Source organism: Marinobacter sp. DSM 26671 (assembly GCF_900112835.1).
Lineage (GTDB): Bacteria > Pseudomonadota > Gammaproteobacteria > Pseudomonadales > Oleiphilaceae > Marinobacter > Marinobacter flavimaris.
Window position 1 is genome coordinate 187,742 of sequence record NZ_FONF01000008.1, and the last position, 19,067, is coordinate 206,808.

The following is a 19,067-nucleotide window of genomic DNA, read 5'->3' on the forward strand; positions in this document are numbered from 1 at the left end:
TTCTCGCGAAGCCAAGTTACTAACCGACCTCCCTTGTTACCTCCAGAAACATCCGTTTTGTGCGTTAGGTAACACTCTTCGCACACAGTCGCCTCAAATCACCTCGATGGTGCGACCTCTCCATGCCGGGAACCGAGCCACTCCACCAGCAGAACGAGGGCAAAACCGGCCGCCGCCATGAGCAGGGCAAATAGCACCTGGGGATCCTGGCCGGCCTGCTCCGCAAAGGTAGAGGGCCAGATACTCGTCTCATTAAGAGGAACTTGTTCACCGGAGCTGTTGGTACGCCAACTGAGAGTCTCCTTCCAGGGCCAGACCTTGTTGAGCGCTCCAATCATGAAGCCGGTGAGCAAGGCGAGCACGAGATCATGAAAATGGTGGAACGCCCAGGTGATCAGGCGGGCGATGGATAAAAGACCCACCACGCAACCTGCCATAAACAGAAGCAGAATGCCCGCGTCCAACGATTTGATCGCGGCGAGCACGGGCGCATACATACCAATAATCACCAGGATAAAGCTGCCCGAGATGCCAGGAAGAATCATGGCGCAGATGGCCAGCGCGCCGGCACCAAAGAACGCCAGAGTGGAAGGCGCAACCTCGCTGGCAGACAGGGTGGTTATCCACCACGCGATAACAATGCCGAATAACAGCGGAACCAGCAGTGCGGGCTTGTAGTGTCGCACCTGACGCCCGACATGCCACACCGAAGCGACGATCAATCCAAAGAAAAAGCTCCAGATCAGGATCGGGTAGGCTACCAGCATATAGCTGATCCCAGATGCCAGGGTAGCAATACTGGTCAGGACGCCCGCCAGCAAGGCGACCAGAAAAGTTCCGTCACAGGCGTGCCAGAACCGACTGAACCGGCCGCGAATCAAGTCATGGAAAACTGCTCCCGGAACCGCGTTGATAGCTTCCAGGAGGCGGAAATAGATACCGGTGATGAAGGCAATGGTGCCACCGGAAACCCCTGGAACGATATCAGCGGCACCCATGGCGATTCCCCGAAGAAATACGGCTGCAGGGTGGTGGCTGCGTGCAATATCGTTGTCCGGGTTTGGTTTACTTTCTGAAGAGTCGACCATGATTATCGGACAACCCCGCCCAGAAGCGGCACAAACCGGACCGGTTCCAGCTCCTTGTGATCAAAGCGATCTCCCCGCCGGGTTACCTGCACCAGCACCTGGTTCTCCTCACCGACAGGGGCAATCAACACGCCACCGTCTGCCAGTTGGGCGAGCAATTCGGCTGGAACTTCAATGGGCGCTGCGGTCACGATAATGCCGTCGAAAGGGCCACGTTCAGGCCAGCCCATGCCACCATCAGCATGTTTCAGGAACACGTTTCTGGCGTTCAGTTGTCGCAACCGGTCCCGGGCCCTGTCCTGAAGCGCCTTGATCCGCTCGACGCTGTAGATTTCGGCGAACAGGCGGGAGAGCACCGAGGTCTGGTAACCGGACCCGGTGCCAAGTTCCAGGACCCGTGAGGGCCCGTGGGCAAGCATCAATTCAGTCATGCGGGCCACTATGTAGGGCTGTGACAAGGTTTGGCCGTAGCCAATCGGTAGCGATGTATCTTCGTAGGCCCTATGGGAAAGCGCCTCATCCAGGAAAATGTGCCGTGGCACCTCTCCCATAATCTCAAGTACCCGGTCCGACTCGATGCCGGCTTCCCTGAGGCGCTGAACCAGTCGCATCCGGGTCCGTCGGGAGGTCATCCCGATGCCTTCGAGCTGCGCTGTCATCCCCGCCCCTCCAGCGAAACCTCCAGGGTATCGACCCAATCCCGGAGCCGTGAGAGCGCCTCATGCCGGGTCATGTCGATGTGAACCGGGGTAACCGAGACATAACCTTCACGTACGGCATTGAAATCAGTGCCGGGACCGGCGTCACCGCCGACACCTGCCGCCCCGATCCAGTAACGCTCTTTGCCGCGAGGACAGGTCATCGGGACGGCACCCTCTGCCCGTTCCCGGTGGCCCAGGCGCGTCACCCGAATGCCAGCCAGTTCCTCCCAGGGAACATCCGGGACATTCACGTTGAGAATGGAGCGAGGCCCCAGCACCAGGGGGCGCTCGTTCTCGAGCAGCACCCGGACAACCCGGGCGGCGGTCTCGTAGTGAAAGTGGCCATCGTTGACAAGGGAGACGGCAATGGCGGGAAGTCCGAGGTGGCGACCCTCGGTTGCCGCAGCAACGGTACCGGAGTAGATAATGTCGTCGCCTAGGTTGGCGTGGGTGTTGATACCCGACACCACCCTGTCGAACGGCTCACGGAACAATCCGTTCACCGCCAGATGGACGCAGTCGGTCGGTGTTCCATCGACCGAACGAAAACCGTTGGGATGTTCCTCAACCGTCAGGGGGCGATTGAGCGTCAGGGCGTTACTGGCGCCGCTGTGATCCCGGTCAGGCGCCACGACCTCAAGCTCACCCAGTCCTTTTAAGCCATCAAACAGGGCTATGAGCCCCGGTGAATGAACGCCGTCATCATTCGACAACAGAATACGCACAGTGTTCTCCGCTAGCCTTGTTGTTCGTTGTGTCGGCCGAGGCTCATGTCCTCAAGCTCGAAAATATCACTCAAAATCGTTGTCGCGTACTGGCCGGGCGAAAGAAAAAACGCCAGCTCCAGACAGTCCTCAGCGACCCACTGCCAGGAGAGGCTCTCCGGTTTTACCGCCAATGGCCTTCGCTCCGGTTTCATCCGGCTGACCGAAAAAAGGGCGGCCAACTCCGGGGTTTGCTCGACAATGCCCCGCTCGAAGGTTTCCAGGGGCCCGGAAGCGGTGGTGCCGCCGTCACCCCACAGTGGACCTGTCGCTCCTGCCTCGGCCCAGCTGCCATCGTCTACCCGAGCTGCCAGCACCTCATTGAACAGCCAGGAGCGCGCTGCCGAAAAATACAATACGTTTTTCGAGCCGTCGCTGCCAGCTCGCTTTTTGCCACCCCGGCCTTTTCCGCCGGACCGGCCACGTCGGTTCAGGGTAGCGGGATCGAGATGCACCGCACGGTCAAGGTTAGCGCCATCATTGCCAAACCGTTGGGGGCCAAAGTAGTTTGGAGCCCCAATATCGCCCAGACGCTCCAGCGCTCGGTCAATAACCTGGTGCTCACCGGAGACGGCCCTCAGGGTAATCGTGAAGCCATTACCCCTGTGCTCCCCGCGCCGCAATTTCCGCGCCTGCCGCGAAACCGCCAGAACCGGCCAGCGTAGGCCAATCTCCCGGATCAGAGCGGTGTCCTGATCCTCGTTTCCGGGACGGTACAGACTGAACCACTGGCGGGTCACAGCATGCCTATCCTTGAGCCCACAGAAACCGACATCAAAGTGACGACACCCGGCGATCCTGGCCAATTCGCGGGCAACATACTCTGTGTTATCACCCACTTTCTCCAGTTTCAAACAAAGATGCTCGCCACTGCCTGCGATTACATCTCCCTCGACGGCCGGGCCGCTTTCCGGCAGCTCCAGCAATTCGTCGACAATGAAATCGCCCGGGGCGGTTTTCAGGCGGCCAGAGGCAATACGACTGCCGCCGGAGGTTGGCCAGTCAAGGCGCCAGTTGCTCAAGATTCCACCGGTTCAAGCAGGCAGATCGCCTGGCAGGCAATGCCTTCGCCGCGCCCGGTAAAACCCAGCTTTTCCGAGGTGGTGGCTTTCACGCTGACACGACTGGCCGGCACACCCAGATCTTCGGCAATGTTCAAACGGATGGCATCGATATGGGGCGCCATCTTGGGAGCCTGGGCAATGATTGTGGTATCCACGTTAACGACGGAGAAACCCTCGTCCCGGACCCGGTTCACAACCCGACGCAAAAGGTCCCTGCTGTCGGCCCCTGCCCACTCGTCACTGGTGTCCGGGAAGAAATGCCCGATGTCGCCAAGCGCGGCAGCGCCCAGCAATGCATCTGCCAAAGCATGCAGCAGGACATCACCATCAGAATGAGCCTTGAGCCCGTGGGAATGCGGAATGCTTACGCCGCCAATAATCACAGAGTCGCCTTCGCAGAAGGCGTGGACATCGAAGCCCTGACCAATACGCATAATGTGCTCCGGAACACTCCGAAAGTTCAGAATTGGCTCAGAATGAAGCCTGCCAGTGCCAGATCGGCGGGCACGGTGATCTTGATATTGTCCGGCCGCCCTTCAACCAGCACCGGCATGTTACCGGAAAACTCCACCGCGGAGGACTCATCGGTCACCGGAAGGTCCCGGGCAAGAGCTGCCTCCAGAGAATCAACAAGAACACGATAGCGAAACATCTGGGGCGTCAGAGCCCGCCACAACCCCGTGCGATCAACGGTCTCAATCACTTCCGGAAGCTCAGCAGTAACGGCTTTCTTTAAAGTGTCGGCAACCGGCGAGGCAAGCAGCCCCCCGACAGGATGGCTGTAGAGCCGGTCAATCAGATTTGAAAGATCCCGGGTATCAAGGCAGGGCCTCGCCGCATCGTGCACCAGAACCCAGTCGTCATCTTTCACCTGTTCCGCCATGGCGTGCAGCGCCGACAACACCGAACCAGCTCTTTCGGAACCGCCGGTACAGGTCTGGATTCGGCTATCGCCGCTGGCTTCGGTATCCGGCCACCAATGGTCGGCCGGGTGCAATGGCACCATGCAGCCGGAAAAAGGCGCGGAATCCATGAGTCGGGAAAGGGTGATGTCGAGAATGAAACGCTCGCCAATCCGAAGGTACTGTTTCGGTTGCTCAGCCTGCATACGCTGGCCGATGCCGGCGGCAGGAACAATCAGCCAGAGTCTCGGGGAAGGCATAGACAATCAGTTTTCAACAACCAGGAAAAAGGTCTCGTCGTCTCTTATCAGGCCGAGGTTCATTCTGGCCCGTTCTTCAACGGCGCCCTGCTCGTTACGCAGATTCCTGACTTCCGCATAGAGACGTTCATTGCGGGTAGCCAGCTCGGCATTTTCTTCACGTTGCTCGGCAATGGACTGCTCCAGAGCCCATACCTGCGCAAAGCTGCCCTCCCCGACCCACAGGCGCACCTGCAGCAGGAGAATCACAACCACCATTAAGGTCCAGAGCAACTTCATTGCCGATTCCGTTCAAAATTCAATCAATCAAAATACCAACGCCGGACGTTGAGTATAGACCTTAGAGTAGATTAGCAACAAATTCTTCTAACTGCCTGTACAAAAAGGCCATCATGTCCGGAATTTCGCCCAGAACACGATGGCCTTAACAGTTTTTCGCCAATTACCGGCCAGACACTCTGCCAGAACCGGTGGGATCAGTCGATCAGCCCTGCCCTTTGATTTCGCTCAGGCCGCGGTAAGGCGCCTTACCGTCCAGCGCTTCTTCGATGCGCAGCAGCTGGTTGTACTTGGCAACACGATCCGAACGGCACAGGGAACCGGTCTTGATCTGGCCGGCGCAGGTCGCCACCGCCAGATCGGCAATGGTGGTGTCCTCGGTTTCACCGGAACGATGTGAAATCACGGCAGTGAAACCGGCATCCTGGGCCATCTTGATGGCATCGAGGGTTTCGCTCAGGCTGCCGATCTGGTTGAACTTGATCAGGATGGAGTTACCCACGCCCTTCTCGATACCCTGCTTCAGGATTTTGGTGTTGGTCACAAACAGGTCGTCACCGACCAGTTGAACCTTGGCGCCCAGTTTGTCGGTCAGCACCTTCCAGCCATCCCAGTCGCTCTCGTCCATGCCGTCTTCAATGGAGACAATCGGATATCGCTCACACAGACCTGCCAGGTAATCGGCAAAGCCCTCGGAATCGAAGCTCTTGCCTTCGCCGGACAGCTGGTACTGGCCATCCTTGTAGAATTCGGAAGATGCACAGTCCAGGGCGAGGGTCACATCGGTACCAAGCTTGTAACCGGCCTTCTCGACCGCTTCCTGGATAACCGCCAGCGCCGCTTCGTTGGAGGGCAGGTTGGGAGCAAAACCACCCTCATCACCAACCGCTGTGTTCAGGCCCTGGGCCTTCAGCACTTTTTTCAGGCTGTGAAAAATCTCCGCGCCAACCCGCAGGGCTTCAGAGAAGCTCTTGGCGGAAACCGGCTGAACCATGAACTCCTGGATATCAACGTTGTTATCCGCGTGCTCACCACCGTTCAGAATGTTCATCATCGGCACCGGCATGGAGAACTGGCCGGAGGTACCGTTGATGTCTGCAATGTGTGCATACAGTGGCTTGCCCAGGGAGATAGCTGCAGCCTTCGCCGCCGCCAGGGAAACTGCCAGGATGGCGTTGGCGCCCAGGTTGGCCTTGTTCTCGGTACCGTCGAGGTCCAGCATGATCTGATCCAGAGCACGCTGATCAGCTGCATCTTTGCCTACCAGTGCATCACGGATCTTGCTGTTCACGGCTTCTACAGCCTTAAGAACACCCTTGCCAAGGTAACGGGAAGCGTCACCATCACGCAGTTCCAAGGCTTCCCGGGAACCCGTGGAGGCACCAGAAGGCGCGCAGGCGCTGCCGACGGTGCCGTCTTCGAGGATAACGTCGGCTTCTACTGTCGGGTTACCGCGGGAATCCAGAACCTCACGGCCCTTGATGTTGGCAATCTTGGTCATTCTTCTCTGTCTCCAAGTTCATGTTCAAATTCGGGAGTCAGAGCGAACGGGAACGGCCCTGCGAAAACCGCTACGAGCACATCCATGTGCGCTTGTTTCGGGCCATCCATGGCCCTCTACATTTTCACAGGGCCGTTCCCGCTCGCTCCCATAGTCCGCGTAAAACGCCAACACCGCCAATCAGGCGGTGTCGATAGATTTAAAGCTTTTTACCAGATCATCCACAGCTTTCACCCGCTGCAGGAAGGGCTCAAGCTGGCTCAGCCGCAAAGCGCAGGGGCCATCGCACTTGGCTTTGTCCGGGTCCGGATGGGCCTCCAGGAACAAACCGGCCAACCCCTGGGACATACCCGCCAGCGCCAGGTCAGTCACCTGGGCACGTCGGCCACCGGCCGAATCCGCGCGTCCGCCGGGCATTTGCAGGGAGTGGGTCACATCGAACATCACCGGTACGTTCATGGCTTTCATAATGCCAAAGCCCAGCATGTCGACAACCAGGTTGTTGTAGCCGAAGCTGCTGCCCCGCTCACACAGGATCACCTTGTCATTGCCGGCTTCCTCGCACTTGGTGATGATGTGCTTCATTTCCTGGGGAGCCAGGAACTGGGCCTTCTTGATGTTGATCACCGCACCGGTTTTCGCCATGGCGACCACCAGGTCGGTCTGGCGGCTCAGGAAAGCCGGCAGCTGGATGATGTCGCATACCTGCGCTGCGAGAGCGGCCTGGGCCGGCTCGTGGACGTCCGAAATAATGGGAACACCAAACTTGCTTTTGATGTCCGCCAGAATCTGCAGCCCTTTCTCAAGGCCTGGACCACGAAACGAATTCACCGACGAACGGTTGGCCTTATCAAACGACGCCTTGAAAACGTAGGGAATGCCGAGCTTGCCGGTGGCCTCAACGTAGGCCTCGGCAACCTCCATGGCCAGCTCCGGCGACTCAAGGACGTTCATGCCACCAAAGAGCACAAACGGTTTGTCGTTGGCGACGTCGATTCCCGAAACGTTTACAGTGCTCTGCGCCATGCTCAGGATCCTTTCTTACAGGCCAGTGCTGCCTCAACAAAGCCTTTGAACAGCGGGTGGCCGTCCCTGGGTGTGGAGGTAAATTCCGGATGGAACTGACAGGCGACAAACCAGGGATGATCCGGCGCTTCAACCACTTCGACCAGACGACCATCGGTCGAACGACCTGAGATCTGAAGACCGGCCTCTTCCAACTTTGGCAGGAAGTGGTTGTTGACCTCGTAACGATGGCGATGACGCTCGCGAATGGTTTTCTTGCCATAGCAGTTGGCAATGGTGGAACCTTCGGTAAGCACGCAATCCTGGGCGCCGAGACGCATGGTCCCGCCAAGATCAGATTCTTCCGTACGCTCTTCGCGCTCTCCGGTGGAATCCAGCCATTCGGTGATCAGGCCCACCACCGGCTCCGGCGTGTGCTCGCGGAATTCTGTGCTGTGAGCGTCGGTCAGACCGGCCACGTTCCGCGCGTATTCAATTACAGCAACCTGCATACCCAGGCAGATGCCAAGGTAAGGCACCTTGTTCTCACGGGCATACTGAACCGTGCGGATCTTGCCTTCCACGCCGCGCTCACCGAAACCGCCCGGCACCAGAATCGCGTCGGCACTGGTCAGCGCACCGGTGCCATCACGCTCGATGTCTTCGGAATCGATGTAGTTGATATTGACCTTGGTGCGGGTCTTGATGCCGGCGTGCAGCAGGGATTCGATCAGCGACTTGTACGCGTCGAGAAGCTCCATGTACTTGCCAACCATGGCAATGGTCACTTCCTGCTCGGGATTCATCAGTGATTCAACAACGTTGTCCCACTCACTGAGGTCCGCAGGACGTGCATCCAGGCCGAATCGTTCGATAACGAGCTGATCCAGGCCATGCTCATAGAGCATGCGAGGAATGGCGTAAATGGATTTTGCATCCTGGAGAGGAATAACGGCCCGCTCTTCGACGTTGGTGAACAGGGCAATCTTGCGTCGTGAACTGGCGTCCACCTCGTGCTCGGAGCGGCACAGCAGGATATCCGGCTGCAGACCGATAGAGCGCATTTCCTTGACCGAGTGCTGGGTGGGCTTGGTCTTGATCTCACCCGCAGTGGCAATGTACGGAACCAGGGTCAGGTGCATGAAAAGTGCACGCTGGGGACCGACTTCAACCTTCAGTTGGCGGCAGGCTTCGAGGAACGGCAGGGATTCAATATCGCCTACCGTGCCACCAATCTCGATCAGCGCTACGTCGGCGCCAGCAGCACCTTCAACGACCCGGCGCTTGATCTCGTCAGTGATATGGGGGATTACCTGCACAGTTCCGCCCAGGTAGTCGCCACGGCGCTCCTTGCGGATTACTTCCTCGTACACCCGACCGGTGGTGAAGTTGTTGCGCTTGCTCATCGGGGAGCGGATGAAGCGCTCGTAGTGGCCCAGATCGAGGTCTGTTTCCGCGCCATCCTCGGTGACAAAAACCTCACCGTGCTGGAACGGGCTCATGGTGCCGGGGTCCACGTTGATGTACGGGTCCAGCTTGAGAATAGTGACCTTCAGGCCGCGTGCCTCGAGGATCGCAGCCAGAGAGGCTGATGCGATACCTTTCCCCAAGGAGGACACGACACCGCCGGTGACGAAAATATAACGCGTCATGCAGATTCCGTGATTGTCTGGTTCGGTGAAGGAGGGAGATTGTCATCTCAAGATGGGACGCCAGACTACCAGAAAGGCCCCATTGACTCAATCACATTCCCGCTCTACGACCAGCCGCCAACCGGCGGCATGGGCGCCTCCCGAGTATTGTTCAGAACACCATAAATCGCCAATGGCAATGAGCTCTGCTGCGTCCCCGGAACCCGCGAAAACCAGCGGCAGACGGGCCCTTTCCCAGGGTGGAACGCCGACTTCCTGCAGCCATTTCTTGAGCGAACGGGACGGCCCACCGGGACGGAAACGGACCCGCTCGCCACCCTGCCTCGTAAATATCCGTATTGGCGGCAACGACTGTTCCGGGGTAACGACAGATTCCAACCTGAGGGACCACTCTCCCCACGCCACGCCCTCCCCCGGCTCGAGATCGACCGGAGCGTCCGGTAAAGGGCCGCGGTCGGGAACCAGGCAAAGATCACCCTGGAAACGTCGCAGACTGAAACCGTCGGACCGGAACTCCGGCTCCCGATCCTCTGCGGCAAACAGCAGGTCCCGAATGAACTGCTGCCAGTCACCAGGGGTGGGCGCATGAAACCCGCGTTCCCGTGCCCACCAACGGACCAGATTCTTCTGCTCCGCCAGAGGCAGTGTTTTCAGGCCATCAACGGGGAGACGGTCCCGGTCGCCGCCGATTGCCTGCCACTGCAAAGCGGCCAGCTTGCGGTTCAGCGCTTCGCTCTCGCCACAGGATTCCGCCGTGTGCCGCAGCCTGCGATTCAACCCCGGCCAGCGATCCCGCAAGAGCGGCAACACAGTGTGACGGAGGAAATTCCGGTCAAATCGCTGGTCGGTATTGCTGGGGTCTTCAACCCATGACAGGCCAGCGACCCGGGCCCAGCGCTCGAGTTCGGCCCTCTCAAACCCGAGCAGGGGCCGGACGAGGGTCGCGGTGCCCAGCTCACGACTGGCCGGCATGCCCGCTAGCCCGGCCACACCGCTGCCCCTGAGCATCCGGAACAGAACGGTTTCCGCCTGGTCATCCCCATGGTGAGCCATCAAAACCAGGTCGCCCTTCCCGACCAGCGCCTCGAGGGCGGCATAGCGGGCCTTGCGGGCAGCTTCCTCTATACCCGCACCCGAGCTACGACCACCATCGACGGTTACCCGCTCAACCACAAGCGGCACGCCAAGTCGCTCACATTCACCGCGACAAAACGACTCGGTATCCGATGCATTGGGTTGAAGCTGATGATTGATATGGATCGCCCGGACAGCGCCGGAACAGCCATGGCAGTGGGCTGCCAGGTGCAATAACAGGGTGGAATCGAGGCCACCGCTCAGGGCGACCCAAAGACGGGCGTGATCGGGGAGTTCTCTGACCGGGGCACACAGGGCCTCCGGCCAGTGGAATCCGGAACCGGGCTCAGCGCCCGGTGTCATAGCGGGTCAGCCGCTCGTAGCGGCGGGATACCAGCTCATCCAGTGGCAGGCGGCTGAGCTCAGCGACGCCTTTCGCCAGAACCTCTTTGAGGGATTCCGACATTTTTTCAGGGTTGCGGTGAGCACCGCCGAGGGGCTCGGTTACCACGTTATCCGCCAGCCCCAGATCTTTAAGCCGGTCAGCCGTAACACCCATGGCCTCCGCCGCCTGGGCAGCGTATTCGGCACTTTTCCAGAGGATCGACGCACAGCCCTCTGGGGAAATCACCGCGTAGGTGGAATACTGCAGCATGTTCAGCTGGTCACAGACACCGATGGCCAGCGCGCCACCGGAACCGCCCTCACCGATCACCGTGGAGATAATGGGTGTCTTGAGGCGGGACATCACGGCCAGGTTGAAGGCAATGGCCTCACTCTGCCCACGCTCTTCCGCACCAATGCCGGGATAGGCACCCGGCGTGTCGATGAACGTGAGAATGGGCATCTTGAACCGCTCGGCCATTTCCATCAGGCGCAGGGCCTTGCGATAGCCCTCAGGGCGCGGCATACCAAAGTTGCGCTTTACCTTGTCCCGCACTTCCCGGCCCTTCTGGTGACCAATCACCATTACCGGCTTGTCGTCCAGCCGGGCAGTACCCCCTACGATCGCCAGGTCGTCTGCATAACGGCGATCGCCGTGCAGTTCATCGAAATCCTCAAACATGGATTCGATGTAGTCCAGGGTGTAGGGCCTGCGGGGATGGCGAGCCAGTCGGGCAACGTCCCAGGGTTTGAGATCGGAGAAAATGCTCTCTGTGAGGCTGACGCTCTTTTTCTTCAGCCGGGTGATCTCGTCGGTGATATTGATGTCGGTGTCATTGCCAACCATCCGAAGCTCTTCAATCTTGGCTTCCAGGTCGGCGATTGGCTGTTCGAAATCCAGATAGTTAGGGTTCATGATGTTCCATCATTTTTTGCCAGGCGGGAAAATGCTCCGCCAAACCAGAATTTACACAAAGATAGCAGCGCCCGGTCAGTGGCTAAAGCGGACATTGGTATGAGTCCGCTATCTGACAAACTTTTAATTTTCAGCTTACTCAATCATAGACCAGTTCTACCGACTGGTCGCCTACGAGGTAACGGAGCTCCAGTAGCAGGTTGTCATCCGGCTGCACCCGCCAGGATTCACCCAGCTCGATCCGGGTGGACGCCTCGGGGCTGCTGTACTCAATCCAGACCGGACTGCCATCACAGCGGAACGGCCTCAGGGTGGTGTCCAGTTTGTCCAGCAGTCCGTTCTGCAGCTGATCGGCGTGCAGGTTGAGCTTCAACCCACGGCTAAACTGCTGACGAGCGCTCGCGACATCCATCACCGAGCTCACCCGCATCTTCGTCTGGCCGGAATAGTCGTCGTGGCTCACCTGACCTTCCACCACAATCACCTGGTCAGATTGCAACAGCTCCCGATTTTCAAAGAAGGCTTCCGAGAACAGGGTCGCCTCTATCCGCGCGCTCCTGTCATCCAGCGTAATGAAACACATGGTGGAACCGGTGCGGGTTTTCATGGTGCGCTGGGCAACCACCAACCCGGCGACGCGCTGGGGTGACTTGTTCGGCTTCAGATCGGCGATGGAGGACCGGACAAACCGCCGAACCTCTTTCTCGTATTCATCAAACGGGTGGCCGGTGAGGTAAAGCCCCAGGGTATCTTTCTCCCCTTTCAGCCGCTGTTTTTCGGGCCACTCGCGCATGCCGGCCACGTCCTCGTAGGGATCGCCACCATCACCGGCCTCGAGCATTTCGCCGAACATATCCATCATGCCGACGGACTCGTTACGGGATTGCTGGCCGGCCTGCTGCACGGCCTTATCGATGCTGGCCATCAACTGAGCCCGGCTGGCGCCAAGCTTGTCCATGGCGCCGCACCGGATCAGCGCTTCCATGGCGCGCTTGTTGACCTTTTTCAGGTCAATGCGTCGGCAAAAATCGAAAATATCCTGATAGGGCTCGCCATCGCCACGACCTTCCACGATGCTCTGAATCGGGCCCTCGCCCAGGCCTTTGATAGCACCGAGGCCATACACAATCTGGCCTTCGTCGTTGACGGTAAAGGTGTATTCCGAACGGCTGACGTCTGGCACCAGAAGATCCAGTTTCATGTTCCGGCACTCTTCTACCAGCGTGACCACCTTGTCGGTGTTCTGCATATCGGCAGTCAGTACCGCGGCCATGAATTCTGCCGGGTAATGGGCTTTCAGCCAGAGTGTCTGGTAGGACACCAGTGCATAGGCGGCGGAGTGGGATTTGTTGAAGCCGTAGCCGGCAAACTTCTCTACCAGGTCAAAGATGTTTTCGGCCAGGGTCGTGTTGATCCCGTTCTGCTCACAGCCATCCAGGAAAAACTGCTTCTGCTTGGCCATTTCCTCGGGCTTTTTCTTACCCATGGCGCGCCGCAGCATGTCCGCATTACCAAGGGTATAACCAGCCATCACCTGGGCGATCTGCATGACCTGCTCCTGGTACAGGATAACCCCGTAGGTGGGCTCCAGAACCGGCTTCAGGCCTTCATACTGGTAATCCGGATGCGGGAAGGACATGGGTTGGCGGCCGTGCTTACGGTCGATAAAGTCGTCCACCATGCCCGATTGCAGCGGCCCCGGCCGGAACAGGGCCACGAGGGCGATCATGTCTTCGAGGGAGTCCGGTTGGAGACGGCGAATCAGGTCTTTCATGCCCCGGGATTCCAGCTGGAACACCGCCGTGGTTTCCGCTTTCTTGAGCATGTCGAACGAGGGCACGTCATCCAGCGGAATCTCGTTAATGTCGAGCGGCTGCATGCCCTTCTTTTCCCGGCGCGGATTGATCATGTTCAGCGCCCACTTGATGATCGTAAGCGTCCGCAGGCCCAGGAAGTCGAACTTCACCAGGCCGGCGTCTTCCACGTCGCCCTTGTCAAACTGGGTCACCAGGCTTCCGCCCTCGTCGTCGCAGTACAGGGGCGAAAAATCGGTGATCTTGGTAGGCGCGATCACCACGCCGCCGGCGTGTTTACCGGCGTTCCTGCACACGCCCTCGAGCTTCAGGGCCATTTCCCAGATTTCCTGGGCTTCCTCGTCGTTCTCGAGAAACTCGACCAGCTGTGGCTCCTGCTCCAGAGCCTTCTCCAGGGTCATGCCCGGCTCGAACGGGATCATTTTGGACAGCTTGTCGGCCAGGCCATAGGATTTGCCCTGCACCCGAGCAACATCCCGCACAACCGCCTTCGCGGCCATGGTGCCGAAGGTAATGATCTGCGACACCGCCTCACGCCCGTATTTCTGGGCGGTGTATTCGATCACCCGGTCCCGACCCTCCATGCAAAAGTCGACGTCAAAGTCGGGCATGGAAACCCGTTCCGGGTTCAGGAACCGCTCGAACAGCAGGTCATATTCTAGTGGATCCAGGTCAGTGATCAGCTGGGCGTAGGCCACCAGCGAGCCGGCACCGGAACCCCGGCCCGGCCCCACGGGCACACCGTTGTTCTTGGCCCACTTGATGAAGTCCATCACGATCAGAAAGTAGCCCGGGAACCCCATCTGGATGATGATATCCAGCTCGAAGTTCAGGCGCTTGTAGTAGGCCTCGCGTTTGGCATCGTATTCCGGATCGTCCTTGCTGAGGGTCTTGGCCAGCCGCTCTTCCAGCCCCTCCTCGGAGACCTTCCGGAAATAGTCGTCCATGGTCATGCCATCGGGAATCGGGTAATTGGGCAGGAAATACTCACCCATCCGAACCTTCACCGAGCAACGCCGGGCAATCTCCACGGTGTTCTCGATTGCTTCCGGGATGTCGCTGAACAGCTCGATCATCTCATCGGCGCTGCGCAGGTACTGCTGGTCACTGAACCGGCGATCACGGCGCGGATCATCCAGGGTACGACTCTCACCGATACAGACCCTGGCCTCGTGAGCCTCAAAGTCTTCCGCCTCCAGGAAGTGCACATCGTTAGTGGCAACCACCGGAAGGCCAAGAGCACCGGCCAGCTCAACACTCAGGTGCAGGCAGTCTTCGTCTCCTGGACGACCGGTGCGCTGTAACTCGAGGTAGTAGCTATCCGGGTACAAATCCATCCAGTAACGGGCGCGCTCGCGGGCCAGTTCCGGTTTGCCCGCCATCAAAGCCTTGCCCACATCGCCCATTCTCGAACCAGAGAGCGCAATCAAACCGTTCGGCCGAGCCTCAAGCCATTTGCGCTGGATGATCGGCTTGCCAAACCGCTGCCCCTCGGTATACCCCAGGGAAATGATTTCGGTGAGGTTGAGATAACCGTCGTTATCTCGCGCCAACAGCGTGATGCGGAACGGATTCTCGGGCTCGTCCGGATTTTCCAGCCACAGATCGGCGCCAATGATGGGTTTGACGCCCGCGCCCATGGCCGCCTTGTAAAAGCGAACCAGCGAGCACATGTTGGATTGCTCGGTCAGGCCAACAGCCGGCATGCCCAGCTCGGCAACGCGCTTTATCAGCGGTTTAACCCTGACCAGGCCATCCACCATGGAGTATTCGGAATGGACGCGGAGGTGTACAAAAGTCTGCGACATAACGTCAGGTTATTCCTGCTGTGTAATTCAGTTGGGGCGGCCGGCTCAACCGCCGATCACGGCCCGAAGTTCTTCTTCGGTCTGGGGTCCGAAACGGGTCTCGACCAGATCGCCGCCCGGATTAACCAGAAAAGTGGCAGGCAGCGCGACCGGTAACGTCCAGCCGAACCCCGGCCCTGGATCGTCCGCCAGCATGGTAAATTCAATCCCCATACGCTCGCCCAGTTCGACCAATGCGTCACCCCGTACCCCATCAAAATTGACGGCGAGTACGGTAATGTCGGGCGCCTTGTCCAGCTCATTGAGCTCGGGAATTTCCTCGAGGCACGGTTTGCACCATTCCGCCCAGTAGTTAACCAGCACCCACTGGCCGCGCAAGGTGTCCCAGTTCAGTTTTGTGCCTTCTGCCCGCTCAAGCTCGATTTTCTGACAGCCGGACATCACCAGAATGAGCAGCGCCACGGCCAGAACATGCAGGCCGGAACGCCCACGGACAGAATCAGGGTACTGCACTGGAAAACCTCCTGTTAGACTACCGGCCACAGAAATCGTGGACTCCATTCAGACAATCAGGCACGAAGATGACAGAACCAACCCGGATTTTCCACAACCCTCGCTGCTCGAAATCCCGCCAAACCCTTGAACTGCTTACCGAACGGGGAATTGAGCCAGAGATTATACGCTACCTGGAAACACCACCGACAGAGCAGGAGCTCACGGATATCCTGAACGCACTGGATCTTCGCCCCCGCGAACTGATGCGCACGAAAGAAAAAGAGTATAAAGAACAGGGCCTGAACAGCCCCGACCTGAGCGACGAACAACTCATCGCCGCGATGGTAGCGACACCGAAACTGATTGAACGACCGATTGTGATCGCCAACGGCAAAGCAGCACTTGGCCGGCCACCGGAAAACGTTCTCTCGATCCTGTAACGCCGAACAATCTCCTCCAGCCAGATCAGAAGGATCTCTGATGATGTCCGATCAATTGCCCTATGTTCTCGTGCTATTTTACAGCCGCACAGGCCAGACTGCGGAGCTGGCCAGCCAGATTGGTCGTGGCGTGGCCCGGGTAACAGGCATGGAAGCGAGGTTGCGGGCGGTACCGCCGGTTTCACCGGACACGGAAGCGTCCCTGCCCGCAGTTCCGGACTCTGGGGCGCCCTACGCCAGCAAATCCGATCTCGTAAATTGCGCCGGCCTGGCCATCGGCAGCCCCACCCGCTTTGGCAACATGGCAGCGCCCCTGAAGCATTTCCTCGACACGACCGGCGACCTCTGGCTGAGCGGAACCCTGGAAGGCAAACCGGCGGGCGCGTTTACCTCTACCGGCAGCCTCCATGGCGGGCAGGAAACGACTCTCATGACCATGATGATGCCGCTGCTGCATCATGGCATGGTGGTCTGTGGTCTCCCCTACTCGGAGAAGAGTCTCGGCGAAACGGACACCGGTGGCACACCCTACGGCCCTACCCACTGGGCCGGAACCGGCGAACAGCAACCCCTGAGCACGCATGAGAAAGCCCTGTGCCAGGCCTTCGGCGAACGTCTGGCGCGACTGGCGCTGAAACTCGCTGACTGATACGCGACCGGGCGCAGGACGTACTTTGCTTTACACTTATCGACTCCGGAACACACTATGCTGAACAACCCGAAGGCCCGCATCACTGTGCGGGCGACGATCGCCCTTTACATCGGCGTGCTTGCCACCCTGCTGATTACCACGTTCTACCCGGCTCCCGTCGAGGGTGTTTCAATACCCCTGATGCTGGCGGTGAAACTGGTCCCGCTTCTGCCCTTTGCGGTCACGGTCTTTCGCGGTCACAATCGGGGCTATATCTGGATGTCCTTCGTGGTGATCTTCTACTTCACTCAGGCCGTTGTTTCGGCATGGCTGAGCGAAGGCGCCCCGGGGCCGGTCATTTTGACGGTACTGACCTTCCTGTTGTTCACTGTTGCCATGATTCACCTGAAGGTGAACCGGCCGGTGGCAGACGGAAACACACCCTGAAGACCTGGAACTGACCCTCTATGGCTGACACAAGCAACTCCGGAACGGTGCAGCGGCCACCCGCGCCGCCCAGAAGTACCCTGACCCTGAGAGATGTTTGCACCGCGCTTGTTACCAGCGGGGAAATCAGCCAGGAAGACGCAGAGCGGGTGTTGTCGGCCAACCTGGGCGCGGCAACCGGCGACGGACAGAAAGGCAGGCGCCACCCGCTGGAACTGGTGGCGATTGCCGCGCTGACCAGCCAGAAGAGCGGTCGTACCCTGGATCTGGATCGGCTGACTCACTGGCTGGCCGACTGGGCGGGGCAACCCTATTACCATATTGATCCCCTCAAGATCGACACACCCGCCATTGCCCGGGTGATGTCTTACGCCTTTGCGCAGCGCCATGGCATCCTGGCCGTTGAGATCGGCGCCGATGAGGTGCTGATCGCCAGCGCAGAACCTTTCAAGAGCGATTGGGTGCAGAACCTTCAACAGGCCGTTCGCAAGGATATCCGGCGCGTTGTCGCCAATCCCGAGGATATCCGCCGGTACACCGTGGAGTTCTACCAGCTCGCCAATTCCGTCAGCAAGGCCAGCGGCAGCCAGGGCCCGGGTGTTGCCGGCAACCAGAATTTCGAGCAGCTGCTCGATCTTGGCGCCAGCGAACATCCGGACGCCAATGACCAGCACGTCGTCAAGATTGTCGATTGGTTGCTCCAGTACGCCTTCGACCAGCGCGCCTCGGATATTCACATAGAGCCCCGCCGCACGGTCACCCAGGTCCGGTTCCGGATCGACGGCGTTCTGCACAACGTTTATGAGTTCCCCGAGCATGTGGGCGTGGCGGTGACCAGTCGCCTCAAGATCCTCGGTCGCCTGAATGTGGCGGAAAAACGCCGCCCCCAGGACGGTCGTATCAAGACCCGCAAACCCGACAACCGGGAGGTGGAACTGCGTCTGGCCACCATGCCGACTGCCTTTGGCGAAAAGATGGTCATGCGGATCTTTGATCCAGACGTGCTTTTGAAGTCCTACGAGCAACTGGGATTCGGCAAGGAAGACCGCCAGCGCTGGCAGGAAATCACATCCCGCCCACACGGCATCGTCCTTGTCACCGGGCCCACTGGTTCCGGCAAGACCACGACCCTGTATTCGACCCTGAAACAGATTGCATCGCCCGAGCTAAACGTCTGCACCATCGAGGATCCCATCGAAATGGTGGAGCCGGCGTTCAACCAGATGCAGGTTCAGACCAATATCGACCTGACCTTTGCAGCCGGCGTAAGGGCGCTGCTGCGTCAGGACCCGGATATCATCATGATCGGCGAGATCCGCGACCTGGAAACGGCGGAAATGGCCGTGCAGGCTGCCCTGACAGGCCACCTGGTGCTATCGACCCTGCATACCAATGACGCCCCGAGTGCGATCACCCGAATGATGGAACTGGGCATTCCGCCTTACCTGATTCGGGCAACGGTACTGGGCGTGATGGCACAACGGCTTGCCCGAACTCTGTGCCCCCATTGCAAGGCGCCCGGGCCCGCGGACGAACAGGCGTGGCAGACCCTCACCCGGCCCTGGAAATCGCCGGTTCCAAAGCAGTTCTATCAGCCCGTGGGTTGCCTGGAATGCCGGAACACAGGGTATCTTGGCCGCGCAGGGGTTTATGAAATTATGACGCTGTCTGGCGCATTGCTACGACAGATCACCGATCATTGCGAGCTGGAGCAGCTCAGGCTGGATGCCTACAAGGAAGGCATGAAATCCCTGCGCTTGAGTGGTGCACAGAAAGTGGCCGCCGGCCAGACAACGGTGGAAGAGATTCTGAGGGTGACGCCGGAAAGCCAGCGCTGAATGA

At 59.1% G+C, this 19,067-nt stretch carries 18 protein-coding genes; 4 read left to right on the plus strand and 14 right to left on the minus strand.

Annotation, left to right across the window (positions count from 1 at the left end; translation table 11 throughout):
• Positions 1-98: 98 nt before the first annotated feature.
• The 14 genes from BM035_RS11325 to BM035_RS11390 form a co-directional block, all read right to left on the minus strand.
• Positions 99-1,088: a DUF368 domain-containing protein gene (locus tag BM035_RS11325; RefSeq protein ID WP_053114909.1), complete on the minus strand. Its 990-nt coding sequence runs from the start codon at positions 1,086-1,088 to the stop codon at positions 99-101.
• A 2-nt stretch (positions 1,089-1,090) separates the two neighbouring features.
• The gene (locus BM035_RS11330; RefSeq protein ID WP_014576717.1) at positions 1,091-1,747 is read right to left on the minus strand and encodes a protein-L-isoaspartate(D-aspartate) O-methyltransferase; all 657 of its coding nucleotides are present in this window, start codon (positions 1,745-1,747) and stop codon (positions 1,091-1,093) included.
• The gene (gene surE / locus BM035_RS11335; RefSeq protein WP_008172880.1) at positions 1,744-2,514 is read right to left on the minus strand and encodes a 5'/3'-nucleotidase SurE; all 771 of its coding nucleotides are present in this window, start codon (positions 2,512-2,514) and stop codon (positions 1,744-1,746) included. The genes BM035_RS11330 and surE overlap by 4 nt, the downstream gene beginning before the upstream one ends.
• 11 nt (positions 2,515-2,525) lie before the next feature.
• Complete coding sequence (gene truD, locus BM035_RS11340) at positions 2,526-3,575, minus strand: tRNA pseudouridine(13) synthase TruD (RefSeq protein ID WP_092031911.1); 1,050 nt, start codon at positions 3,573-3,575, stop codon at positions 2,526-2,528.
• On the minus strand, positions 3,572-4,051 hold the full coding sequence (gene ispF / locus BM035_RS11345) for a 2-C-methyl-D-erythritol 2,4-cyclodiphosphate synthase (protein WP_092031913.1): 480 nt from the start codon (positions 4,049-4,051) through the stop codon (positions 3,572-3,574). Before ispF ends, truD begins: the two co-directional genes overlap by 4 nt.
• Positions 4,052-4,077: 26 nt before the next feature.
• Positions 4,078-4,779, minus strand: a complete 702-nt coding sequence (gene ispD / locus BM035_RS11350; protein WP_062784901.1) for a 2-C-methyl-D-erythritol 4-phosphate cytidylyltransferase — start codon at positions 4,777-4,779, stop codon at positions 4,078-4,080.
• Positions 4,780-4,785: 6 nt separating this feature from the next.
• A complete protein-coding gene (locus BM035_RS11355) occupies positions 4,786-5,058 on the minus strand; it encodes a septum formation initiator family protein (RefSeq protein ID WP_008172887.1) in 273 nt (90 codons plus the stop codon).
• Between the two features lie 205 nt (positions 5,059-5,263).
• The gene (gene eno / locus BM035_RS11360) at positions 5,264-6,559 is read right to left on the minus strand and encodes a phosphopyruvate hydratase (protein WP_008172888.1); all 1,296 of its coding nucleotides are present in this window, start codon (positions 6,557-6,559) and stop codon (positions 5,264-5,266) included.
• Positions 6,560-6,739: 180 nt separating this feature from the next.
• Complete coding sequence (gene kdsA / locus BM035_RS11365) at positions 6,740-7,585, minus strand: 3-deoxy-8-phosphooctulonate synthase (RefSeq protein ID WP_092031915.1); 846 nt, start codon at positions 7,583-7,585, stop codon at positions 6,740-6,742.
• Positions 7,586-7,587: 2 nt separating this feature from the next.
• Positions 7,588-9,216, minus strand: a complete 1,629-nt coding sequence (locus tag BM035_RS11370; protein WP_092031918.1) for a CTP synthase — start codon at positions 9,214-9,216, stop codon at positions 7,588-7,590.
• Between the two features lie 87 nt (positions 9,217-9,303).
• On the minus strand, positions 9,304-10,653 hold the full coding sequence (tilS, locus tag BM035_RS11375; protein ID WP_092031920.1) for a tRNA lysidine(34) synthetase TilS: 1,350 nt from the start codon (positions 10,651-10,653) through the stop codon (positions 9,304-9,306).
• A complete protein-coding gene (gene accA / locus BM035_RS11380; protein WP_008172897.1) occupies positions 10,637-11,590 on the minus strand; it encodes an acetyl-CoA carboxylase carboxyl transferase subunit alpha in 954 nt (317 codons plus the stop codon). Before accA ends, tilS begins: the two co-directional genes overlap by 17 nt.
• 139 nt (positions 11,591-11,729) lie before the next feature.
• Entirely contained in the window at positions 11,730-15,212 is a 3,483-nt protein-coding gene (gene dnaE, locus BM035_RS11385; protein ID WP_092031923.1) for a DNA polymerase III subunit alpha, read from the minus strand.
• 45 nt (positions 15,213-15,257) lie between these two features.
• Positions 15,258-15,725 (minus strand): TlpA family protein disulfide reductase, encoded by a 468-nt coding sequence (locus tag BM035_RS11390; protein ID WP_092031925.1) that lies wholly within the window; start codon positions 15,723-15,725, stop codon positions 15,258-15,260.
• A gap of 68 nt (positions 15,726-15,793) precedes the next feature.
• Between BM035_RS11390 and arsC the strand changes: the two genes are divergently transcribed.
• The 4 genes from arsC to BM035_RS11410 are packed head-to-tail and all read left to right on the plus strand — an operon-like array spanning position 15,794 to position 19,063.
• A complete protein-coding gene (gene arsC, locus BM035_RS11395; RefSeq protein WP_092031928.1) occupies positions 15,794-16,147 on the plus strand; it encodes an arsenate reductase (glutaredoxin) in 354 nt (117 codons plus the stop codon).
• A 43-nt stretch (positions 16,148-16,190) separates the two neighbouring features.
• Entirely contained in the window at positions 16,191-16,796 is a 606-nt protein-coding gene (gene wrbA / locus BM035_RS11400) for an NAD(P)H:quinone oxidoreductase (RefSeq protein WP_092031943.1), read from the plus strand.
• A 57-nt stretch (positions 16,797-16,853) separates the two neighbouring features.
• Positions 16,854-17,225 (plus strand): DUF2069 domain-containing protein, encoded by a 372-nt coding sequence (locus tag BM035_RS11405; RefSeq protein WP_008172908.1) that lies wholly within the window; start codon positions 16,854-16,856, stop codon positions 17,223-17,225.
• Positions 17,226-17,245: 20 nt separating this feature from the next.
• Entirely contained in the window at positions 17,246-19,063 is a 1,818-nt protein-coding gene (locus BM035_RS11410) for a GspE/PulE family protein (RefSeq protein ID WP_092031931.1), read from the plus strand.
• The last annotated feature ends 4 nt before the right edge of the window (positions 19,064-19,067 follow it).

Excerpts from the sequence above, each read along its gene's own strand:
- BM035_RS11370 (WP_092031918.1), bottom strand. The coding sequence starts at position 9,216 with ATGACGCGTTATATTTTCGTCACCGGCGGTGTCGTGTCCTCCTTGGGG.
- wrbA (WP_092031943.1), top strand. The coding sequence starts at position 16,191 with ATGTCCGATCAATTGCCCTATGTTCTCGTGCTATTTTACAGCCGCACA.
- arsC (WP_092031928.1), top strand. The coding sequence starts at position 15,794 with ATGACAGAACCAACCCGGATTTTCCACAACCCTCGCTGCTCGAAATCC.
- kdsA (WP_092031915.1), bottom strand. The coding sequence starts at position 7,585 with ATGGCGCAGAGCACTGTAAACGTTTCGGGAATCGACGTCGCCAACGAC.
- ispD (WP_062784901.1), bottom strand. The coding sequence starts at position 4,779 with ATGCCTTCCCCGAGACTCTGGCTGATTGTTCCTGCCGCCGGCATCGGC.
- accA (WP_008172897.1), bottom strand. The coding sequence starts at position 11,590 with ATGAACCCTAACTATCTGGATTTCGAACAGCCAATCGCCGACCTGGAA.
- ispF (WP_092031913.1), bottom strand. The coding sequence starts at position 4,051 with ATGCGTATTGGTCAGGGCTTCGATGTCCACGCCTTCTGCGAAGGCGAC.
- tilS (WP_092031920.1), bottom strand. The coding sequence starts at position 10,653 with ATGACACCGGGCGCTGAGCCCGGTTCCGGATTCCACTGGCCGGAGGCC.
- dnaE (WP_092031923.1), bottom strand. The coding sequence starts at position 15,212 with ATGTCGCAGACTTTTGTACACCTCCGCGTCCATTCCGAATACTCCATG.
- BM035_RS11325 (WP_053114909.1), bottom strand. The coding sequence starts at position 1,088 with ATGGTCGACTCTTCAGAAAGTAAACCAAACCCGGACAACGATATTGCA.
- BM035_RS11410 (WP_092031931.1), top strand. The coding sequence starts at position 17,246 with ATGGCTGACACAAGCAACTCCGGAACGGTGCAGCGGCCACCCGCGCCG.
- BM035_RS11330 (WP_014576717.1), bottom strand. The coding sequence starts at position 1,747 with ATGACAGCGCAGCTCGAAGGCATCGGGATGACCTCCCGACGGACCCGG.
- BM035_RS11405 (WP_008172908.1), top strand. The coding sequence starts at position 16,854 with ATGCTGAACAACCCGAAGGCCCGCATCACTGTGCGGGCGACGATCGCC.
- eno (WP_008172888.1), bottom strand. The coding sequence starts at position 6,559 with ATGACCAAGATTGCCAACATCAAGGGCCGTGAGGTTCTGGATTCCCGC.
- BM035_RS11355 (WP_008172887.1), bottom strand. The coding sequence starts at position 5,058 with ATGAAGTTGCTCTGGACCTTAATGGTGGTTGTGATTCTCCTGCTGCAG.